Genomic DNA, 18,772 nt, shown 5'->3' with positions numbered 1-18,772 from the left:
CGAAGGGACCGGCACCCGCAGCACCCCGGTGGCTTCGACACGCTCAGCCACCCCCACCAGACACCGCGACCGACCCGGCCTCGCGGCATCCCACCCTCCCAAGGAGACACAACATGGCACTCAGCAAGAAACAGGGCATCGCGATCGGCGTCGCCGTCGTCGCGGTGGCCGCGCTCGTCGGCGTCGGATCACTCGCGATCTTCAACCGCCCCGCCGAGGCGGAGGCCGCCGCCGCCCCCAGCACCACCGCGTCGGCGAACCCCGACACCGGTGAGATTCCCCGCATCACGGGCGAGGCCGTTCCGGAGGCCGTCGCTGCGCTGAAGGCGAGCGGGTTCACCCCGATCGAGCCCGGCAAGCTGACGGTGGCGATCGGCGCCTTCGTCCCGCCGCTGAGCTACCAGCCCGAGGGCACCACCACCGCGGCCGACGTCGCCGGCACCGAGCCGAACATCGGCGAGCTCATCGCCGATGGCCTCGGCCTCGAGTACAACCCGGTCGTGGTCGCGTGGGCCGACTGGCCCCTCGGCATTCAGTCGGGAAAGTACGACCTCATCACCTCGAACGTCACGGTCACCGAAGAGCGCAAGGAGCTGTACGACTTCGCCAGCTACCGCCAAGACCTGCTCGGCTTCTACGTGCGCTCCGACAGCTCGATCTCGAAGATCGAGGAGGCCGACGACATCTCGGGACTGAAGATCGTCGTGGGCTCCGGCACGAACCAGGAGAAGGTACTGCTGAAGTGGAACGAGGAGCTCACCGCCGCCGGCAAGGCCCCCGCCGAGCTGAACTACTACGACGATACCGCCGCCGCGACCCTCGCGCTGCAGTCCGGCCGCGTCGACGCCACGTTCGGTCCGAACGCCACGGCGGCCTGGGCCGCGCGTGAGACCGGTGAGACGAAGCTCGTCGGCATCATCCCCGGCGGGTGGCCGTTCGCGGCCGACATCGCCGCGGCGACGAAGAAGGGCAACGGCCTCATCGAGTCGGTCAACCTCGTACTGAACGCCTACATCGCCGACGGAACCTACGCCAAGGTGCTCGACGCCTGGGGCCTCGAGTCCGAGGGCGTCGACGAGAGCGAGATCAACCCTCCGGGACTCCCGAAGTCCTGACCCTCGCGCGTGGCCCGGTCGTCCGCGACCGGGCCACGTTGCGTGCGCCCCCTGTCCCCTCCCGGCCTCGCAAGAATGGATGCCATGACCACCTCGCCCCACGTCGACCACGACGTGCCCGCCGAACGCGCGCTGACCATCCGCCCGGTCGCACCGCACGAGTACGCGGAGGCCGGAAGCGTCACGGTCGACGCCTACCGCCACAGCTACGACGGGCTCACCGAGGGGTATCTCGCCTCGCTCGCCGACATCGAAGGACGGCTCGCGCAGGGCGAGGTGTGGGTGGCCGTGGACGCCGCCGGCGACCTCGTCGGCACGGTGTGGGTCCCGCGGCCCGGCGAACGCCTGTCGGAACTCGCCCGCGACGGCGAGCTGGACTTCCGCCAGCTCGCGGTGGCGCCCGCGGCGCGCGGCCGGGGAGTCGGCGAAGCCCTCACACACCACGTGATCGCGCTCGCCCGTGCGCGCGGCGCGGTGCGCGTGGTCATGAACAGCGGTCCCGAGATGCTCGGCGCCCACGCGCTGTACCTCAAGCTCGGCTTCCGCCGCCTGATCGAACGCGAGCACCCGATCGAGGTGGAGCCGGGGCACGTGATCGACCTGCGCGCCTTCGGCCTCGACCTCTGAGTGACCACGTGCTCCCCCGCACGGTGGTCGCCGCCGCACTCCCCCGACTCGAGTCCGTGTGGGCCCGGAGCCTGCCGGAGCTGTCACGTCCGGTAGACCCGCGGCTCGCGCCGCACCCGCGTCTGCTGGCTCTGAACGACGCTCTCGCGCGGGAGTTAAAGATCGACCCGCGGACGCTGGAGACCGAGGAAGGTCTGCGGTTCCTCACCGGCGGTGTCCGCGCGCCCGGTTCCCACCCCGTCGCGCAGGTGTACGCGGGGCACCAGTGGGGCCGGTTCCGCCCGATCCTCGGGGACGGGCGCGCCGCCCTGCTCGGCGAACGGCGGGACGCGTCGGGGCAGCTCCGCGACATCCACGCGAAGGGCATCGGCCCCACCTCGATGTCGAGAGTCGACGGGTTCGCCACCGTCGGCCCGATGCTGCGGGAGTTCCTCCTGGGCGAGGCCATGCACGCCCTCGGCCTGCCGAGCACCCGGGCGCTGGCCGTCGTCGCCACGGGCTCGCCGCGTTCGCTCGACGGGGTGACGCTCCCCGGTGCGGTGCTCGTTCGAACGGCCCGCAGTCACATCCGCTACGGGTCGTTCGAGTACGCCGCCGTCCTGGACGACCGTTCGGTGCTCGGGCGCCTCGCGGACCTGGCCATCTCCCGCCACCACCCCGACGCCTCCGACGACAGCCACCCGTACCGCGGCGTGCTGACCCGCATCGTCGACGCGGTCGCCGGGCAGACGGCCGGATGGATGGGCGCGGGCTTCGTCCACGGCGTGCTGAGCACCGACAACGTGCTCGTGAGCGGCGAGACGATCGACTACGGACCGTGCGCATTCTTGGATGCCTACGACCCCGACGCCGTCTTCAGCTCGATCGATCACCACGGCCGCTACGCCTATGGGCGCCAGCCCGAGATCATGCGGTGGAATCTCGAGCGGCTGGGCGAGGCGTTCGCCCCGCTGCTCGCCCGTGACGGTGCGCAGGGGCGGGCGATCGCGGCGGACATCGTCGCGCGCTTCGACGAGAGCTACCGCGACCGGTGGATCGCCGTCTTGCGCGCGAAGCTCGGCCTCGCCCCGACGGTCGCCGACGTGACGGTGGAGCAGACCGCCCGGACGGCGCTGGCACTCCTGGCGGCGCACCGGACGGACTTCCCGCGGTTCTGGCGGGCGCTCGGCGCAACCGCGCGCGACGACCGGTCCGGCGTGCGCGGGTTGTTCCCTCCCCCCGCGCGACCCGCCGTGGAGGCGTGGCTCGACGGATGGCAGTCGCTCCGACCCGATGCCGGACGCCTGGATGCCGCCAACCCCGCGATCATCCCGCGCAATCACATCGTGGACGAGGTGTTGGCCGCGGCGGTGGAGGGGGATCTCGGCCCGTTCGGGGAGCTGGTCGATCTGGTGCGCTCCCCCTTCACCGCGCACGGCACCCCGCTCGCCCAGCGACTCTCGGCGATCCCGCCCGACACCGCGACACCGTTCGTGACGTTCTGCGGAACGTGACGAGCCGGCGGCAGGGGGGTGCCGACGAGCTGTTCTCGTGAGACGCAGCGGGCGGCGGGTCAGCCTGGCGGTCTGATCCCTCCACTCCACGATTGTCGCCGCGTCGAAGGGGGATGCCGCGACCGTGTCCCGTGGCGACGATGGCCGCAACGTGGCAGAGGCGGCGCGCTGGCCGTCACACGGAGTCGTAGAAGACGCGGACGGGCGTCTGGGCTCGGTCGAACATGCTCGGGCCCCGGTACTCGACGCGCGCGGCGTCGGGGCGCGGCTCACCCGGCGGCTGCAGTCGGTGGAGCTGCTCGGTGGAGAGGGCGAACACGACGCGGCCGATGCCGGCGCGGGCGATGACGTTGCGGCACATCACGCAGGGTTCGCAACTGGTGTAAAGGGTCAGGGCACGACAGGCCTCCGCAGAGCGGGTGAGCGCCGCGTGGCGCGCGAGGATCAGTTCGGGGTGGTTCGTGATGTCGCCCGTGCTGCGTACGGTGTTGCACGCCCGCGCCACGACCGTTCCCTCGGCGTCGACGAGCAGCGAGGCGTAGGGCAGCTCGCCCGCGCGCGCGGCATCCAGAGCCATCTCGACCGCCTCCGCGAGCCTGCGGTCCTCATCGCGGTCGGCCTCCGATGCGGTCACAGCCGCATCAGCCCCTCTCCCGACACGACACCCGAGCCGCGGAGGGTGACGGCATCGCCGGCGACGTTCACCACGAGCCGGCTCGGCCGCTCCAGGGCGTGGCCCTGGTCGATACGCACGTCCGCGCCGTCGGGGAGGCGTCCCGCCCGCACGAGATGCGCGGCGAGAGGTCCGGCGGCGGTGCCGGTCGCGGGGTCCTCCACGATGCCCACGGTGGGGTTGAAGAACCGCGCGTACGCGTCCGCGTCCGTTCCCTCACCGGCGTCGCCGCGGGAGTCGATGCTGTACACGTAGCATCCCTCGGCTCCCGCCGCCCTCAGGACCGACAGCAGCGCGCGGGCGTCGGGCCGAACAGCGTCGACGACCTCGGCCCCGTGCACGGGAACGAGGAGGTGGGGAACACCCGTCGAGCCCACCCGCACGGCCAGCTCGGCATCGATGGCGGAGGCGCCGATGCCGAGGGCCTCCGCGACCGCGGGGGCATCTGCCACGGGCTCGCTCACCCGCGGCGACCCCTGCGTCATCGCGACATGGATTCCATCGGGCCGGCGGGAGACCGTCACCGGCAGCAGCTCGTCACCGATCTGCTGCACGTGATCGCCGTCGTCGACCCGTCCCGCATCGGCCAGCCACAGCCACGCGCCGAGCGCGTTGTGCCCCGCCCCGCCGACCTCGAATCCCGCGGGCGTGAACGATCGCAACCGCCAACGCGCATCGTCGCGCGTGGGCCGCAACACGAAGGTGGTCTCGGACTGATGGAACTCGCGAGCGAGCGCCTTCATCGCCGACTCCTCCAACCCGTCCGCGTCGGGCACGAGCGCGAGCGGGTTGCCCGTGAGCGGTCGAGCCGCGAAGACATCCACGAAGAAGAACCGAACCTGCCGCACCGTCATCCGTACTCTCCTCGTTCGAACCCGATACGACAAGCCTGACCCGAGCGGGCGAGGAGGTGAAGGCAGAGACCACGGCGTTCGGGGTTTGAGACCGTGAAATCAACGCTAGGTTGCCCTCATGGCCGTTGATCTGGATGACATTGACTGGGTCCTCATCCGCGAGCTGCAGCGCGACGGACGTGTGACGTTCACAGAGCTCGCGCGCCGGGCCCGACTGAGCGCGTCGGCGACCACCGAGCGCGTCCGGCGACTCGAATCCGAGGGCGTCCTAGTGGGCTACCGTGCGCAGATCGACATCGCCGCGGTGGGGATCCCGTTGCAGGCCGTCGTCCGTCTGAAGTACTTCGGAAATCACCACCAGCCGTTCTTCGACCATCTCGAAGCCAGCTCGCACGTGCTGGAGTGCCTTCGCATCACGGGCGAGGACTGCTACATCATCAGGCTCGTCGCCACGTCGATGCCCCAGCTGCAGCAGTTCGTCGACGACCTCGCGCGATTCGGTGACACCACCACGAGCATCGTGTACACCGAGACGCTCCCCCGGCGCGGGCCCACCGCCCCGCTCGCCTGAGGCGCCGACACAGCCGCGCGAGGGTCTCCGGAGTGGGCGCTCGGCGGGCAGGAGCCTGGCACGCCTTCTTGCGCGACAGGGGCGGAGGACGTGGTCACCACGGGATCTCGGATGGTCGCCGGGCGGTCACCACACGTCCCTCCGCCCGACGGATTCCTGGAACCGGATGAGGTATCCATCGGGGTCCGCAACGAGGAACTGACGGACTCCGGCCTCGGTGTCGCCGCCGATACGTCAGTCCCGGCCGACCGCGTCGGCAAGGATCCGGCCGATCACCGGGGTGAACTTGAAGCCGTGGCCGGAGAAGCCCGCGCCGATCACGACCGGCCCCACCCGCTCGAGCACGAAGCGCGCGTCAGGCGTGGACGTGTATGTGCAGGTGACCTCGGTGAAGGCGCCGGGGTCGACGCCGGGCAGCCACTCACGGGCGTATCGCACGAGCGCGGCGGTCAGCGCAGGATCGGGGGTGAAGCTGCGCCGATCGGGGTCGATCTCGGGGCCGGCGGCGTGCCATCCGGCCTTCACGCCCTCGCCGGGGGTGAGCATGCCGTAGATCCCCGCGGGGAACCACATTGTCTCCGCCGCATCGGGGGCCGGCAGGTGGTTGAACCCCGGCCACGGCGTCGACGCATCGTGCGGCGCGAAATGCGCCGGCTGCTCCTGCGTGACCCGGAGCCGGGGCAGGACGCCCGCGGCATCCGTCGACTTCAGCACCCGTGTGGTCCATGCGCCGGCGGTCACGACGACCCGCCGGGCGCGGACCACGCGCTCCCCCGCGTCGCCGATTGCCCGGAACTCCACACCGTCGTCGTCCCGCACGGCGAGGTCGTCGACCCGGGTTCGCCAGTGCACATGGCCACCGGCCGCCACCGCGCCAGAGAGGAGCGCAGCGACCGCCGCATCGGCATCCAGGCGTCCCGCGTCGGGGGTGTGCAGCACCGGCCCGTCGAAGCGGATGCCGGGCCACCGCCGACCCGCCTCGCGAGCGTCGAGCAGGTCGGCGCCGAACCCGCCGGCGCGGATCGCCAGCGCCGCACGCACGAGATCGCGGCCACCGCCGTGGTTCACGATGCCCGTCACCTGCAGCAGGGCGGTCGCGCTCTCGCGCTCGAGTTCCCGCCAGAGCGCCCGCGCCTCGCGCAGCCAGGAGAGATAGCCGGGCTCGTCGTAGGCGACGTTGAAGTTGCGGGAGGCGCCATGAGAGGCACCGCGCACGTGACCCGGTTCGAACTGCTCGAACACCTCGACCGACACGCCGCGACGCGCGAGCTGCCAGGCGGTCGCCGCACCCATCGCGCCCGCGCCGATGACGGCGACGTCCATCGAGTCGATGCTCATACGCGGGCGGGCGTCAGCGTCTTGGCGAAGCACCGCGACCCCGCGAAACGCACGTACGGCGGGAAGGTCTCGATCGGGTGGTATCCGATTCGCTCGTACAGGGCGATCGCCTCGGGCTGGCGGTCACCGGTCTGCAGGATCAGGCGCCCGGCCCCTCGCGCGCGGGCGAGCTCTTCGAGGGCGGCCATGAGGGCACGGCTGGCTCCGTGGCCTCGCGCGCGGCGGTGCACGAAGACGCGCTTGACCTCGAGCTCGTCGCCCAGAGCGCGCAGCGCCGCGTGGCCGACCGCCTCGCCGTCGTCGTCGAGCACGAGCACGACCTCGACGATCGTGGTCGGGTCGACCGCGAAGTCCTGGGCGAGGAGGGCCGCGGTCTCGTCGTCGAACGAGGCGAACACCTCCGCGTAGCGCGGGGCGATCTCGTCGTCCATCGCGGCGCGCAGAGCCACGGCGCGTTCGTCGGACCAGTCGACCCGCTCGATCAGCCATTCGGTTCGCGCCACCGTCATGACGCCAGTATCACCGGACCCGCCGAGACCCGCGGAGGGCGGCGAAACCGCCGGTAACACGGGGCGCTCGTCCGTCCGGGCGCCGCTGCCAGCCACGCGCCCCCGTCGCGACCACCACGCCACCCCGAGCGCAACCGATACGGCCCCCGCGCACACCACCACGGCCACCCGCAGGGATCCCGTCGTCGGCGCGGCGCCCACGCCCAGCACGATGCCGGTGGCGAGAGCGACGAAGAAGGTCGCCGAGAGCCGCTGCGTCAACTGGAGGAAGGATGCCGCGACACCGTGCAGCGTCGCCGGGGCGAACCCGAGCGTGACCGCGCGCAGGGCCGGCTCGACGAGGCCGCCGGCGAACCCCATCGCGATCTGGATCACGACGATCGCGGCGAAGAGCGCGCCTCCGTCCCACACGAGGGTCGCGGCCACGAGAGCGAGCAAGCAGACGAGCTCGATCGCGAGGCCCGCCGCGACCACCGCGGGCCCGAAGCGCGCGAAGATCGCCGAACTCGCCCGCGACGTGAAGAGTCGGGCGAGCGAGGCGGGAACCAGACCTGCGGCGATGACGAACGCCGGCAGCTGGTCCGCCTGCAGGAAGAAGACGGCGATGACCGTCGACAGCGCGAGGAGGCTCCCGAACCACAGCAGCGCGACGACGTTGCCCGCCACGAACCCCGCGGAGCGTAACAGCGCCGGAGCGAAGAGGGGCAGTCGGCTACGGCGCGCATACCCGCGTTCCCAGAGCATCAGGGCGACCACGAGGATGGCGACCACCCCGAGCGTGCCGACAACGAGGGGGCCTGGCATCCCCGGGTCGATGACCGGGAGGGTCACCGCCACGACGATCGCACCGAGCAGGACGATGCCGGGCACGTCGAGCCCCGTCGCAAGGCGTGCGGGGCTCGAGCGGGGAAGGGACCGTAGACCGCGCCAGGCGGCGACGGCCGCGAACGGAACCGGTGCCACCAGCACCAGACGCCATCCCAGGTCGGAAGGCAGCACCCACAGCAGGACGCCCGCCACCAGGGGCCCCACGATCGCGGCGAGCGCGCCGACGGCACTGTAGGCGCCGAGCGCGCGCACGCGCGCCGAACCGTGAGCGGTGTCCTGGATGATCCCGAGCACCTGCGCGCTGATGAACCCCGCCCCGAGCCCCTGGGCGAGACGCCCCACGACGAGGGGCGCGACCGACGGCGCCAGAGCCGACGCGACCGCGCCGACCATGAACGCCAGCAGTCCGCCCACGAACAGCTCCCGTCGCCCGAAGGCGTCGCCCAGACGCCCCGCGGGCACGAGCCCCAACCCGAACGTGAGGGAGTACGCGGCGAGGAACCACTGCACGCCCGAGGTCGCGGCATCCAGCGACGACGCGACCGTGGGCGCGGTGTAGGCGACCACGGTCGCGTCCAGCAGGGTCGCGAAGCCCGCGGCGAGGCAGCACGCGAGCGCTGTCCGCGCATCGACAGGATCCGCGCCGCGCGACTCGGCCGCCGCCGGACTCACGACGCCGCGCCCGCCAAGGTGGGAGCCCGGCCGACGGCACCCTCGGTCCCCGCCGGAGGGGATGCCGGAATGTCCGGCCGGAGCCCCGCGGGGTCGGCGTCTGTCCACAGGGTCGTCGGCAGCTCGCGGCGCAGCACCGGGATCACCTCGGTCGCGAAGCGCTCCAGGATCTCGAGCTGCTGCGCGAACGGGACCGTCGTGGGAAGGCTGATCGACTGCAGGTCGTGGCCGAGCCTGCCGTGGAACGTCGCGATCTTGTCGATGACCTGCTGCGCCGTACCGACCAGCGCCGGGCCCTCCGCGACGGCGTGTTGCATGTCGCGGAAGGGGGTGTTGTTGCCCGGGACGTTGGTCGCCGCCACGATCGCCTCGTACACCGGGCCGTACTGCTCGACCGCCTCCTGGCTCGTGTCGGCGAGGAACAGCGCGCCCGCACCGGCGCCGACGTACGCCGTGCGCGGATCGTGACCATGTCTGGCGTACTCGTCGCGGTAGTGATCAACGAGCACGCCGTAGTTCTGCAGCGGTTGGATGGCGTTCGCGCTGAACAGAGGGTCGCCGTGACGCGCCGCCAGCGCCGCCGAGAAGAGCGTCGTCGCCGACCCGTGCCACACCCGCGGCGGCCCGGCGAAGGGTCGGGGCAGGGTGGTCGTGGCCCGCAACGGGCGGGTGAACTCGCCGCCCGACCAGTCGAGCTCCTCGGTGCGCCACAGGGCGCGCAACAGCTCGTACTTCTCGGCGAGCAGTTCCCACTGGTCGTCGATCTCGAGACCGAACAGCGGGAACTGCGCGACCTCGTTGCCCTTGCCGATCGTGAGCTCCACGCGCCCGCGCGAGAGTTGGTCGATCGTGGCGTAGTCCTCAGCCACCCGAACGGGGTCGAGCACCGAGAGCACCGTCACCCCGGAGTTCAGCCGCACGCGCGACGTGCGCGCGGCGATGGCGCCGAGCACGACGGTGGGCGACGACGACAAGAACCGTCCGGCGTGCCGTTCGCCGACGCTCACCGCGTCGAAGCCGAGCTGTTCGGCCCGCACGGCCGCCTCGACCGTCTGTGCGAAGCGGTCGGCGGGGCTGACCTGCACACCGGTGAAGGGGGTTGGCGTAGAACGGGATGATGTCGAGAAGCTGAAACTTCACGAGGAGGCTCCCGCCGGCTCGATGCCGTGCGCCGTGACCACACCGTGCGTCCGCGCCAGGGGCGTCTTCTCCCCCGCCTCGATACCGATGGGCAGGCGGTTCTCCGCGGGCGGCAGCGGGCAGGTGGCGAAGTCGGTGTACGCGCACGGCAGATTGACGGCGCGGTTGAAGTCCACGACCGTCCGGCCGTCGGCATCCGGTTCGGCAACCGAGAGCGAGCGGTTCGCGGCGTACGTGGTGAGCCCGCTCGTGGCATCCGTGAAGAGCACGTTCAGGGTGCCCGGAGCGTGGCCGGGAAAGGCGACCAGGCGGAACGTCTCGCCCCGCAGGTCGAACTCGAGGTACCCCGGGGACTCGTACACGTGCGAGAGCCCGTCGACGGCGGCTCCCACCTCGTGCGGTCGAGGTGCCGCGTACCGCACGAACCGGGCGTCGACGCGCCAGCGCGGGTTCGGGACGTAGGTGGGCGTGCCCGCGTACGAGCCGAGGTACGGGAAGTCGGGCCGGCGGGGGCGCAGGATGTCGCGGCCTCCGCGTCGCGCGACCTCGATCACGCCCTCGTCGAACCCGACGGTCAGTCCCCCGCGCTCGGGGATCGGCCCGAAGGCGTGGCGACCGGTCACATCCACTCCCTCCACGCGGAGGGACTCGCCGTCGCCGAGCTCGACCACCGGACCGTCGGGCGAGGTGTGCCAGCGGCCCGGGATCCCCGGCAGGAACGCCGGAACCTCGGGGATCCAGAACAGCGCGGTCACGGCGAGGAAGCCGTGCGGGTCGGCGCGGTGCTCCTCGTGGGCGCGGTGCCAGCCCTCCCACTCGCGGGCGAACTGCGCGCGGTCGAGGGGCGCCTGCGTCGTGATGCTCATGATCGTCCCGTCGCTCAGAGGGCCGCGGCCAGGGCGGCCGAGGGAAGAGGGAGTCCGAGATTCTCGCGCAGCGTCGTGCCCTCGTACTCGGTGCGCAGCGACCCGCGCTCCTGCAGGAGCGGGACGACGCGGTCGACGAACTCGTCGAGACCCGATGGCACGACGTGAGAGCCGAGAACGACACCGTCGGCGCCGCCCTCCTGCACGAACGTGTCGAGCTGGTCGGCGACCTGCTCGGGCGTGCCGATGTACCCGGGTGCGCGCGCGACCTCGTGCGCGAGCCCGCGGAGCGTGAGACCCTTCTGCTCGGCGAGCTCTCGCCACGTGCGCACGGTCCGGAAACGATCCTGGAAGATGAACGCGCGGCCTTGGATGAACGCAGGCGCCTCGGGATCGGGATCGATGTCGGGCACCGGACCGTCGAGGTCGTAGCCCGAGAGGTCGCGGTTCCACACCTGCTCGAACGTCACCTGGATCGTGCGGTCGCTCAGCTGCTGCTCGAGAATGTGACGCGCCTTCTCCTCCGCATCTGCCCGACTGTCGCCCAGCACGAACCCGGCGGACGGAAGGATCTTGACGTGCTCGGGGTCGCGGCCGAACCGTGCCGCACGCTCGCGGATGTCGTCGCGGAACGCCCGCCCCTCCGAGAGGCTCGAGTACGGCGAGAAGATCGCGTCGGCGGTGGATGCCGCGAAATCGCGGCCCTGCGGGGACACCCCCGCCTGCACGATGACCGGGCGACCCTGGGGGCTGCGCGACACGGTGAAACGCCCCTCGATGTCGAACTGGGTGCCGTGGTGCGAGAACTCGCCGGCGCGAGGATCGCGGAGGAAGACCCCGGCGTCCTTGTCGGCCGCGATGGCGTCGGCGGCCCACGAGTCCCACAGCTCGCGCACGGTGGCCACCGTCTCCTCGGCGCGGACGTATCGGTCGGCGTGCGGGAGGAATCCGCCGCGGCGGAAGTTCGCCCCCGTGTAGGCGTCGAACGAGGTGACCACGTTCCACCCGGCACGGCCCCCGGAGAGATGGTCGAGGCTCGCGATCTGACGGGCCAGCTCATACGGCTCGTTGAAGGTGGCGTTGAGCGTGCCGACCAGACCAAGGTGCTCGGTCACCGCGGCGATCGCGGCGAGCACCGGCAGGGTGTCGGGGCGGCCGGCGATGTCGTGGTCGAAGATGCGCCCGTCACGGGCACGCAGGGCGAGGCCCTCGGCGAGGAAGAAGTAGTCGAAGCGGCCGCGCTCGGCGGTCTGCGCCACGTGGCGGAAGGTCGAGAACGCGATCTGGCTCCCGGCATCCGGGTGCTCCCAGGCGGTGTGCTCGTTCACGCCGCCCACGTAGGCGGCGAGGATGATCTGCTTGCGCGCGGTCATGGTGGTCTCGTCCTTTCAGGCGACGGGAGCGGCGTAGCGGCTGGGGAAGCCCACGGGCAGTCCGAGACGGCCACGCAGGGATGTGTGCGTCGAGGGTTCGGCGAGCCCGCGGCGGCGCAGCTCGGGTACGAGGTCGTCAGCGATGCGGGGCAGGTCGTCGGTGACGACGCCCGGGCGCAGCCGCACCCCGGCGTAGCCGGCGGCGACGAGATCGTCGATCACGTCGGCGACGGTGGATGCCGAGCCGGTGACGATGCGTGCGTCGGAGACGAGCGACCGGCCGAGGCCGTCGAGGCGGGCGAGGCGGGCCGCACCCGTCTCATCGGGCGCGTCGAGCAGCACGACGAGGTCGGCGATGACGCGCAGGGGTTCGCCCTCGCGACCGGCCTCCCGCTCGGCCGCGCGCACCTCATCGAGGATGCCGCGGGCGTGCACCGCGTCGGCGGGAGTGACGAAGACGAGATCGGCGGCTCGTGCGGCCAGACGGTAGGGCACCGCGGCATGGGCGAGGGCGGCGACCACCGGCTGCCCCTGCGGCGGTCGCGGGGTGATCGAGGGGCCGCGCACCGAGAAGAAGCGACCCTCGAAGTCGATGGTGTGCACCTTGTCGGCATCCAGGAACCGGTCGGTCGCGGCGTCGCGGATCTCGGCGTCGTCCTCCCAACTGTCCCAGAGCCGGCGCACGACCTCGACCGCATCGGCGGCCTCGTCGAACGCCTCCTCGACGAAGGCGCGGAAGGCCGGGTCATCGACGGCGACGTCGCCCGGGTGGGGTCGACGGCCGATGTGCGCCGCTTCGTCGGCCCGAGCCGAGACCTTCACCTGGAAACCCGCGCGTCCTTCGCTGACGTAGTCGAGCGTGGCGATGGCCTTCGACACGTGGAACGGTTCGGTGTGCGTGACGGTGGCGACCGGGATCAGCCCGATCCTCGAGGTCAGCGGGGCCACCCGCGACGCGATGAGCACCGCGTCGAGACGCCCGCGCACCTCGTCGGTGCGCTCGTCGGCGACCAGGAACCGCTCGGACTGAAGGGCGAGCGAATCCTCGATCGTGGCGAAGTCGAGGTCGCCCCGCTCGGCGGTGCGGACGAGGTCGATCCAGTACTCGGCGGTGAAGAGGGCGTCGGGCCGTGCGGAGGGCTCGCGCCACGCGGCGGGATGCCAGCCGGTGCCCTCGAGGGCGACGCCGAGGTGGAAGGGGGTCGATGACGTCATGTGAGGCGCTCCTTGCAGATGGACGGGGTCAGTCGTTCTTCCAGGCGGCCACGAGCGAGTCCAGGCGCGAGTCCGCACCGAGGGTCACCGCGTGCACCGACTCCTGGGTGCCGAGGATGGAGGTGAGTTCGTGCACCGGGATCTGGTACACCTGGCTCGCGATCCGCGCCTGCGCCTGGGCGAGCACGGCGTCGCGTGCGGTCGGGTCGCTCGTGGCGAGTTGCTGCTGCAGGAGCGTCTCGAGGGCGGGGTCGTCGATGCGGTACCGCGTGGTCGCCTTCGAGAAAGTGGTGCGCAGCACATCGCCGTCGGCGCGGGAGAGGTTTCCCCACACGAGGTCGAAATCGCCGTTCTTCTGCGCCTCGAGGAAGTCGGGCACCGGGCCGCTCTGCAGCTGCAGGTCGACGCCGACGGCCTTGAGCTCCTGCTGGATCAGCTCGAGCGAGGTCTGGTTGGGTCCGAAGTTGGTGATCCACCAGAGCTTCAGCCGCAGCTTCGCGCCGTCCTTCTCGCGGATGCCGTCGGCTCCGGCCTTCCAGCCCGCGGCATCCAGCAGCTTCCCGGCGCGCGCAGGGTCGTACGCGAACGCGGCGCTCTGGTCGGCGTAGCCGGGCGTGTTCTTCGCCAGGACGCTGGTGGCGACCGCGAATGAGTCGTTGAGCGCGGTGTCACGGACGGTCCTCGCGTCGATCGCGGCGGCGATCGCCTGCCGGACGGACAGGTCGGCGACGACCGGGTGCGAGACGTTGAACGAGATGCCGAACGTGACGCCGGGGTTGCCCCGCGACACCAGCGGATACCCCGCCTGCTCGATCGAGGCCACGTCGTTCGGCTGGATGCCCCCGGCCACATCCACCTGGTCGGATGTGAGGCTGCCGGTGCGCACGCCCGCTTCGGGCACGATCTGGAAAGTCACGGTGTCCAGTCGCGCGCGACCGTCGTTGCCGAGCGCCGTCGGGCCCCAGGCGTAGTCGGTGCGCGCGGTCAGCACCGTGGCGGTGTCCTTCGTGTAGATCTTCAGCGTGAAGGGACCGGTGCCGACCAGAGCCGCCCCGTCGGCGCGCTGGTCGTACGGGACCTTCAGCGTCGCGTCCCCGACGATGCCCAGGGCCACGGATGCCGTGGAGTTGGGGAACGCGGCGTTCGGCGTCGAGAACCGGACGCGGGCCGTGTGGTCGTCGACCACGTCGGTCCCGGCGTACCCGACGAAGCTGCTGACCGCCTGGCTGAGCGCTCCCGCCGCGATGATGTCGTCGAACGTCGCCTTCACGTTGGCGGCGGTGAACGGCGTGCCGTCGGAGAACGTGACGTCGTCGCGCAGGGCGAAGGTGAACTCCGTCGCGTCGGCGTTGGAGGTGTAGGAGGTCGCCAGCCACGGGTCGAGGGCCCCGGTCTCGGGGTTCTGGTAGAGCAGCGAGTCCACGAGCTGACGGGTGACGTACAGGGTGTCGTTGCCGGAGCCGGTCCCGGAGGGGTTCAGCGAGATGGGGTCGTTCGCGATGGCGAAGGTCAGCTCGCCACCCTGGACGGGCTCGGTGGATGCCACGGCGCCGGGGCCGGCGGCGGTGCTCCCGCACGCGGTCAGGACGAGGGCCGCGGTCACGGCGAGGGCCGCCGCGAGGGTGGTGCGTCGGGTGGTCATGGTGCTCCTCAGGCGAAAGGGGTGAGTGACGGGAGAGCGCGTCCCGGAATGGCATCCAGGAGCGAGCGGGTGTAGTCGTGGGCGGGTGAAATGAAGACGTCGTCGACCTCGCCGATCTCGACGAGGCGGCCGCGGCGCATGACGCCCACGGTGTGGGCGATCTGGCGCACCACCGCGAGGTCGTGCGAGATGAACAGGTAGCTGAGCCTCTTCTCGCGCTGGATCTCGGCGAGAAGGGTGAGGATCTGGTGCTGGATCGACACGTCGAGCGCCGACACCGGCTCATCCAGCACGAGCAGTTCGGGCTCGATCGCGAGGGCCCGCGCAATCGCAACGCGCTGGCGCTGCCCGCCGGAGAGGTCGGCCGGCTGCCGTCGCATCGCGGACCCGGGCAGCGCGACGAGGTCGAGCAGTTCCGCGGCACGCGCGCGCCGCTCGGCCCGCGTGCCGACGCCGAACGCGCGGAGTGGATCGCTGACGATCGTCTCGACGCTCCACCGCGGGTTCAGCGCCGCGTAGGGGTTCTGCTGCACGAGTTGCACCCGGCGCCGGAGTTCGCGCAGCGGCCGACCGGTGAGCGCGGTCACGTCGACGCCGCCCACGCGTACCCTCCCCGCGGTGGGGTCGGTCAGGCGCAGGGCCAGACGCGCCGTCGTGGTCTTGCCCGAACCCGACTCGCCGACGAGGGCGAGGGTGCGGCCCCGCTCGAGACGGAAGCCGACGCCGTCCACGGCGCGCTGCACCGCTCCGCCGCCGGGGAGGCGGAACTCCTTCACGAGGCCGTCCACCTCGAGCACGGGAACGACGGATGCCGGAGAGTCCGAGCCGCCGTCGGCTGCATCCCGGCGCGGGCTCGCGGCATCCGGTGCCGCCGTGTTCAGGCTCGAGGCCGCGGCGATCAGTCGGCGCGTGTACGGATGCCGCGGAGAGCCCAGCACCTCGGCGGGCGTCCCCTGCTCGACGATGCGTCCGTCGGTCATCACGACGATGCGGTCGGCGCGGTCGGCCGCGACGCCGAGGTCGTGGGTGATGAGGAGAAGGCTCGCCCCGCGCTCGCGCTTGAGCGCGTCGAGGTGGTCGAGGATCTGCCGCTGCACGGTGACGTCGAGGGCGCTCGTCGGCTCGTCGGCGATGATCAGAGCGGGGTCGCCGATGATGGCGATCGCGATGAGCACGCGCTGACGCATGCCGCCCGATAGCTCGTGCGGATACTGCCGCGCGCGCAGCGCCGCGTCGGGCAACCCCGCGTGCTCGAGCGCCTCGACGGCGCGCGTTGCGGCCGTGCGACGGTCGGCGAGGCCGTGCACGCGCAGCGTTTCGGCCACCTGGTCGCCGATGCGCACCACCGGATTGAGGCTGACCGACGGGTCTTGCGGGACGAAGCCGATGCGGCGCCCACGCACGGCTCGCAGCTCGCGATCGGACGCCGCGACGAGATCTTGACCGTCGAAACGCACTGCCCCCGCGCGTATACGCGCCGCGGCGGGCAACAACCGGACGAGGGCGTGCACGGTCGTGGACTTGCCCGACCCGGACTCACCCACGATCGCGACGGTCTCGCCCGCGGCCACCGCGAGGCTCACCTCACGCACCGCATTGATCGCTCCGTCCGGCGTGCGGTACGCAACCGCGAGGCCGTCGATCTCGAGGAGGTTCATCGGGGTGCCCGTCCGTTTCTGTCGAGGCCCCGGGAGAGGCGATTGGCGGCCAGGACGGTCACCGCGATGGTCAGACCCGGCAAGGCCGTGAGCCACCATGCGGTGCGGAGGTAGTCGCGGCCCCCCGAGACGAGAGCCCCCCACTCGGGCGCGGGTGGGGGCGCTCCGTAGCCGAGGAAGCTCAGCGCCGAGACGGCGAGGATCGCCGAACCGAACTCGAGCACCGCCAGCACGACGACCGGCGCGATCGCGTTCGGCAGCACGTGGCGCAGCAGGATCGCGGTCCACCCGTTGCCGGAGGCGCGCGCCGCCTCGATGTAGGACGCAGTACGCACCCTCAGCACCTCGGAACGCAGAACGCGGGCGACCGAGGCGACGCTGGCGATTCCGACCGCGATCGCGACGTTGACCGTGCCGAAACCGACTGCCGTGATGAGGGCGAGCGACAGCAGCAGGCCGGGTATCGCCAGCAGGACATCGGCGACGCGCATGATGACGGCATCCGCGCGACCGCCCACGAACCCGCTGATCAGCCCCAGGGTCGTGCCTCCGACGACGCCGACGGCGACAGCGATCGCCGCGGCGGAGACGGTCAGGGCCGTGCCGTGGACGACGCGGGTGTAGAGGTCGCGGCCGAGCTGATCGGTGCCGAACCAGTGCGCCCATGACGGGGCCTGCAGGTTATCGGCAGGTGTGCCACCGAGAGGATCGCCGGGGGCGAGCAGCGCGGGCCATACGGCCGCGATCACGATGACGAGCAGCCAGAGAAGCGCGGCCGCCACGAGCGGGTGCCGGAGGACCGCGGAGAACCGTCGAGCGCGGGATGCCGGTTCGCCGGTCCGTCGCGCGACGACGGCGTCCTCGAAGCGATCGTCGGCGGTCGCAGCGAACACATCCGCCGACTGCTGAGATCGGCCGGGGACGAGGGCTGCGGTTTCGGACATCAGGTCACCACCTTTTCGAGGGACTCGGGCTCATCGGCATCTGAGGGGAGGAGCACAGCGTCCTCGGCGTCGGCGGTGCGGGCCGGCGCGGGCGCGGCGTCCGCGGGGACAGCCCGCTCGAGCGCGGCGTCCGCGGGGACAGCCCGCTCGGGCGCCGCACCCATCCGCCGCCGTCGTCCGCGGCGCGCGGACCCGGCGCTCAGCCTGATGCGCGGGTCGAGGAGCGGGTAGACGAGGTCGACGGCGAGGGTGGCCAGCACGAAGACCGCCGCAGCGAAGAGCACGATCCCCTGCACGACGGGGACGTCCTGCTGCTGCACCGCCTGCGCGGTGACGCGACCGATGCCCGGGCGGGAGAACACCGTCTCGGTCACGACGGTCCCCGACAGCAGCTGACCGATCACGAGACCGGCGACCGTGAGCGCGGGCAGGGCGGCGTTGCGCAGCGCGTGCGCCAGGTGCACCCGCACCCGCCCCGCCCCCTTCGCCCACGCCGTGTCGATGTACGGCTCATCGACCGTGACGGCCAGGCTCTTCGAAAGCACCTGAGCGATCGCGGCGCTCGTCGGGACCGCGAGAGTGACCGCCGGCAGGACCAGCGAGGCGAAGCCCTTGCCGCCCATCGCGGGGAAGAGGGGGAGCTGGAACGAGAGCCATTGGATCAGCACCAGTCCGAGCCAGAAGGAGGGCACGGCGACGCCGAGCGACGGCAGCCCGAGCAGGAACGACGAGAGTCGCCGTGCGCGGGTGAAGGTCGCCGCGACGGCGATACCGACGCCCAGGAGCACCGCCACCACCAGCGCGAGACCCGCGAGCTGGGCGGTCGGGGGGATGGCCTCGCCGATGACCGCCGACACGGGACGCCCCGTCGAGATCGACGTGCCGAAATCACCCGTCATCACGCCTCGCAGGTGCACCAGATACTGCACCCACAGCGGCTGGTCGAGCCCGTAGCGCTGACGCAGATCGTCGAGCTGAGCCGAGGAGATGTCGGTGGCGTCCCCGCCCGCCAGCAGTGCGACGGGATCGCTCGGCAGCGCGTAGAGCACGAGGAAGGACAGGGTGTACGCCGCCCACAGCACGAGAAGGGCCTGCCCGAGACGCGCGCCGACGTAACGCGCGAGCAGACCGCGGGGCCCGGGTGTCTCGCTCACTCGGCGTCCTCTCTCTCGTGTCGTGAACATCGGCTCGAACGCTGATCGTCGATGCCGTGGACCGAGGATGCAGCCCGAGGCAACGCGCAGGCGAGCCGCG

At 71.8% G+C, this 18,772-nt stretch carries 16 protein-coding genes; 4 read left to right on the top strand and 12 right to left on the bottom strand.

Annotated features, from left to right (window positions below):
- Positions 1–113 precede the first annotated feature (113 nt).
- The 3 genes from RWH44_RS08320 (at position 114) to RWH44_RS08310 (ending at position 3,235) form a co-directional block, all read left to right on the top strand.
- The gene (locus RWH44_RS08320) at positions 114–1,115 is read left to right on the top strand and encodes an ABC transporter substrate-binding protein (RefSeq protein ID WP_316004212.1); all 1,002 of its coding nucleotides are present in this window, start codon (positions 114–116) and stop codon (positions 1,113–1,115) included.
- A gap of 84 nt (positions 1,116–1,199) precedes the next feature.
- A complete protein-coding gene (locus RWH44_RS08315; RefSeq protein WP_316004211.1) occupies positions 1,200–1,742 on the top strand; it encodes a GNAT family N-acetyltransferase in 543 nt (180 codons plus the stop codon).
- Between the two features lie 8 nt (positions 1,743–1,750).
- Complete coding sequence (locus RWH44_RS08310) at positions 1,751–3,235, top strand: protein adenylyltransferase SelO family protein (RefSeq protein WP_316004210.1); 1,485 nt, start codon at positions 1,751–1,753, stop codon at positions 3,233–3,235.
- A gap of 175 nt (positions 3,236–3,410) precedes the next feature.
- On the opposite strand, the gene RWH44_RS08305 is transcribed toward RWH44_RS08310, so the two are convergent.
- Positions 3,411–3,869 carry a nucleoside deaminase gene (locus RWH44_RS08305; RefSeq protein WP_316004209.1) on the bottom strand — a complete coding sequence of 153 codons (459 nt, stop codon included), beginning with the start codon at positions 3,867–3,869 and terminating at the stop codon, positions 3,411–3,413.
- Positions 3,866–4,762 (bottom strand): PhzF family phenazine biosynthesis protein, encoded by an 897-nt coding sequence (locus tag RWH44_RS08300; RefSeq protein ID WP_316004208.1) that lies wholly within the window; start codon positions 4,760–4,762, stop codon positions 3,866–3,868. The genes RWH44_RS08305 and RWH44_RS08300 overlap by 4 nt, the downstream gene beginning before the upstream one ends.
- 118 nt (positions 4,763–4,880) lie before the next feature.
- On the opposite strand from RWH44_RS08300, the gene RWH44_RS08295 reads away from it, so the two are divergent.
- Positions 4,881–5,333 (top strand): Lrp/AsnC family transcriptional regulator, encoded by a 453-nt coding sequence (locus RWH44_RS08295; RefSeq protein ID WP_316004207.1) that lies wholly within the window; start codon positions 4,881–4,883, stop codon positions 5,331–5,333.
- Positions 5,334–5,567: 234 nt separating this feature from the next.
- Here the strand turns inward: RWH44_RS08295 and RWH44_RS08290 are convergent, their stop codons facing one another.
- From RWH44_RS08290 to RWH44_RS08245, 10 genes are read right to left on the bottom strand one after another with little or no spacing between them, the layout of a single operon-like run.
- Entirely contained in the window at positions 5,568–6,656 is a 1,089-nt protein-coding gene (locus RWH44_RS08290) for an FAD-dependent oxidoreductase (protein ID WP_316004206.1), read from the bottom strand.
- Positions 6,657–6,667: 11 nt separating this feature from the next.
- Positions 6,668–8,680 (bottom strand): MFS transporter, encoded by a 2,013-nt coding sequence (locus RWH44_RS08285; RefSeq protein WP_316004205.1) that lies wholly within the window; start codon positions 8,678–8,680, stop codon positions 6,668–6,670.
- Positions 8,677–9,765 (bottom strand): LLM class flavin-dependent oxidoreductase, encoded by a 1,089-nt coding sequence (locus RWH44_RS08280; protein ID WP_437127276.1) that lies wholly within the window; start codon positions 9,763–9,765, stop codon positions 8,677–8,679. Before RWH44_RS08280 ends, RWH44_RS08285 begins: the two co-directional genes overlap by 4 nt.
- Before the next feature lie 51 nt (positions 9,766–9,816).
- Complete coding sequence (locus tag RWH44_RS08275; RefSeq protein ID WP_316004204.1) at positions 9,817–10,686, bottom strand: DUF1684 domain-containing protein; 870 nt, start codon at positions 10,684–10,686, stop codon at positions 9,817–9,819.
- Positions 10,687–10,700: 14 nt separating this feature from the next.
- Positions 10,701–12,059 (bottom strand): NtaA/DmoA family FMN-dependent monooxygenase, encoded by a 1,359-nt coding sequence (locus tag RWH44_RS08270; protein ID WP_316004203.1) that lies wholly within the window; start codon positions 12,057–12,059, stop codon positions 10,701–10,703.
- 15 nt (positions 12,060–12,074) lie between these two features.
- Entirely contained in the window at positions 12,075–13,274 is a 1,200-nt protein-coding gene (locus tag RWH44_RS08265; protein WP_316004202.1) for an LLM class flavin-dependent oxidoreductase, read from the bottom strand.
- Between the two features lie 28 nt (positions 13,275–13,302).
- Positions 13,303–14,916, bottom strand: a complete 1,614-nt coding sequence (locus RWH44_RS08260; protein ID WP_316004201.1) for an ABC transporter substrate-binding protein — start codon at positions 14,914–14,916, stop codon at positions 13,303–13,305.
- Positions 14,917–14,924: 8 nt separating this feature from the next.
- Positions 14,925–16,574 carry a dipeptide ABC transporter ATP-binding protein gene (locus tag RWH44_RS08255; protein ID WP_316004200.1) on the bottom strand — a complete coding sequence of 550 codons (1,650 nt, stop codon included), beginning with the start codon at positions 16,572–16,574 and terminating at the stop codon, positions 14,925–14,927.
- The gene (locus RWH44_RS08250; protein WP_316004199.1) at positions 16,571–17,518 is read right to left on the bottom strand and encodes an ABC transporter permease; all 948 of its coding nucleotides are present in this window, start codon (positions 17,516–17,518) and stop codon (positions 16,571–16,573) included. The genes RWH44_RS08255 and RWH44_RS08250 overlap by 4 nt, the downstream gene beginning before the upstream one ends.
- Positions 17,518–18,672, bottom strand: a complete 1,155-nt coding sequence (locus RWH44_RS08245) for an ABC transporter permease (protein WP_316004198.1) — start codon at positions 18,670–18,672, stop codon at positions 17,518–17,520. The genes RWH44_RS08250 and RWH44_RS08245 overlap by 1 nt, the downstream gene beginning before the upstream one ends.
- Positions 18,673–18,772 lie beyond the last annotated feature (100 nt).

Origin of the sequence: Microbacterium phycohabitans (assembly GCF_032464935.1) — a bacterium.
GTDB lineage: Bacteria > Actinomycetota > Actinomycetes > Actinomycetales > Microbacteriaceae > Microbacterium > Microbacterium phycohabitans.
This window is presented reverse-complemented; position numbering and strand designations above follow the sequence as displayed.

Excerpts from the sequence above, each read along its gene's own strand:
- RWH44_RS08320 (WP_316004212.1), top strand. The coding sequence starts at position 114 with ATGGCACTCAGCAAGAAACAGGGCATCGCGATCGGCGTCGCCGTCGTC.
- RWH44_RS08315 (WP_316004211.1), top strand. The coding sequence starts at position 1,200 with ATGACCACCTCGCCCCACGTCGACCACGACGTGCCCGCCGAACGCGCG.
- RWH44_RS08300 (WP_316004208.1), bottom strand. The coding sequence starts at position 4,762 with ATGACGGTGCGGCAGGTTCGGTTCTTCTTCGTGGATGTCTTCGCGGCT.
- RWH44_RS08295 (WP_316004207.1), top strand. The coding sequence starts at position 4,881 with ATGGCCGTTGATCTGGATGACATTGACTGGGTCCTCATCCGCGAGCTG.
- RWH44_RS08290 (WP_316004206.1), bottom strand. The coding sequence starts at position 6,656 with ATGGACGTCGCCGTCATCGGCGCGGGCGCGATGGGTGCGGCGACCGCC.
- RWH44_RS08275 (WP_316004204.1), bottom strand. The coding sequence starts at position 10,686 with ATGAGCATCACGACGCAGGCGCCCCTCGACCGCGCGCAGTTCGCCCGC.
- RWH44_RS08270 (WP_316004203.1), bottom strand. The coding sequence starts at position 12,059 with ATGACCGCGCGCAAGCAGATCATCCTCGCCGCCTACGTGGGCGGCGTG.
- RWH44_RS08265 (WP_316004202.1), bottom strand. The coding sequence starts at position 13,274 with ATGACGTCATCGACCCCCTTCCACCTCGGCGTCGCCCTCGAGGGCACC.
- RWH44_RS08260 (WP_316004201.1), bottom strand. The coding sequence starts at position 14,916 with ATGACCACCCGACGCACCACCCTCGCGGCGGCCCTCGCCGTGACCGCG.
- RWH44_RS08255 (WP_316004200.1), bottom strand. The coding sequence starts at position 16,574 with ATGAACCTCCTCGAGATCGACGGCCTCGCGGTTGCGTACCGCACGCCG.
- RWH44_RS08250 (WP_316004199.1), bottom strand. The coding sequence starts at position 17,518 with ATGTCCGAAACCGCAGCCCTCGTCCCCGGCCGATCTCAGCAGTCGGCG.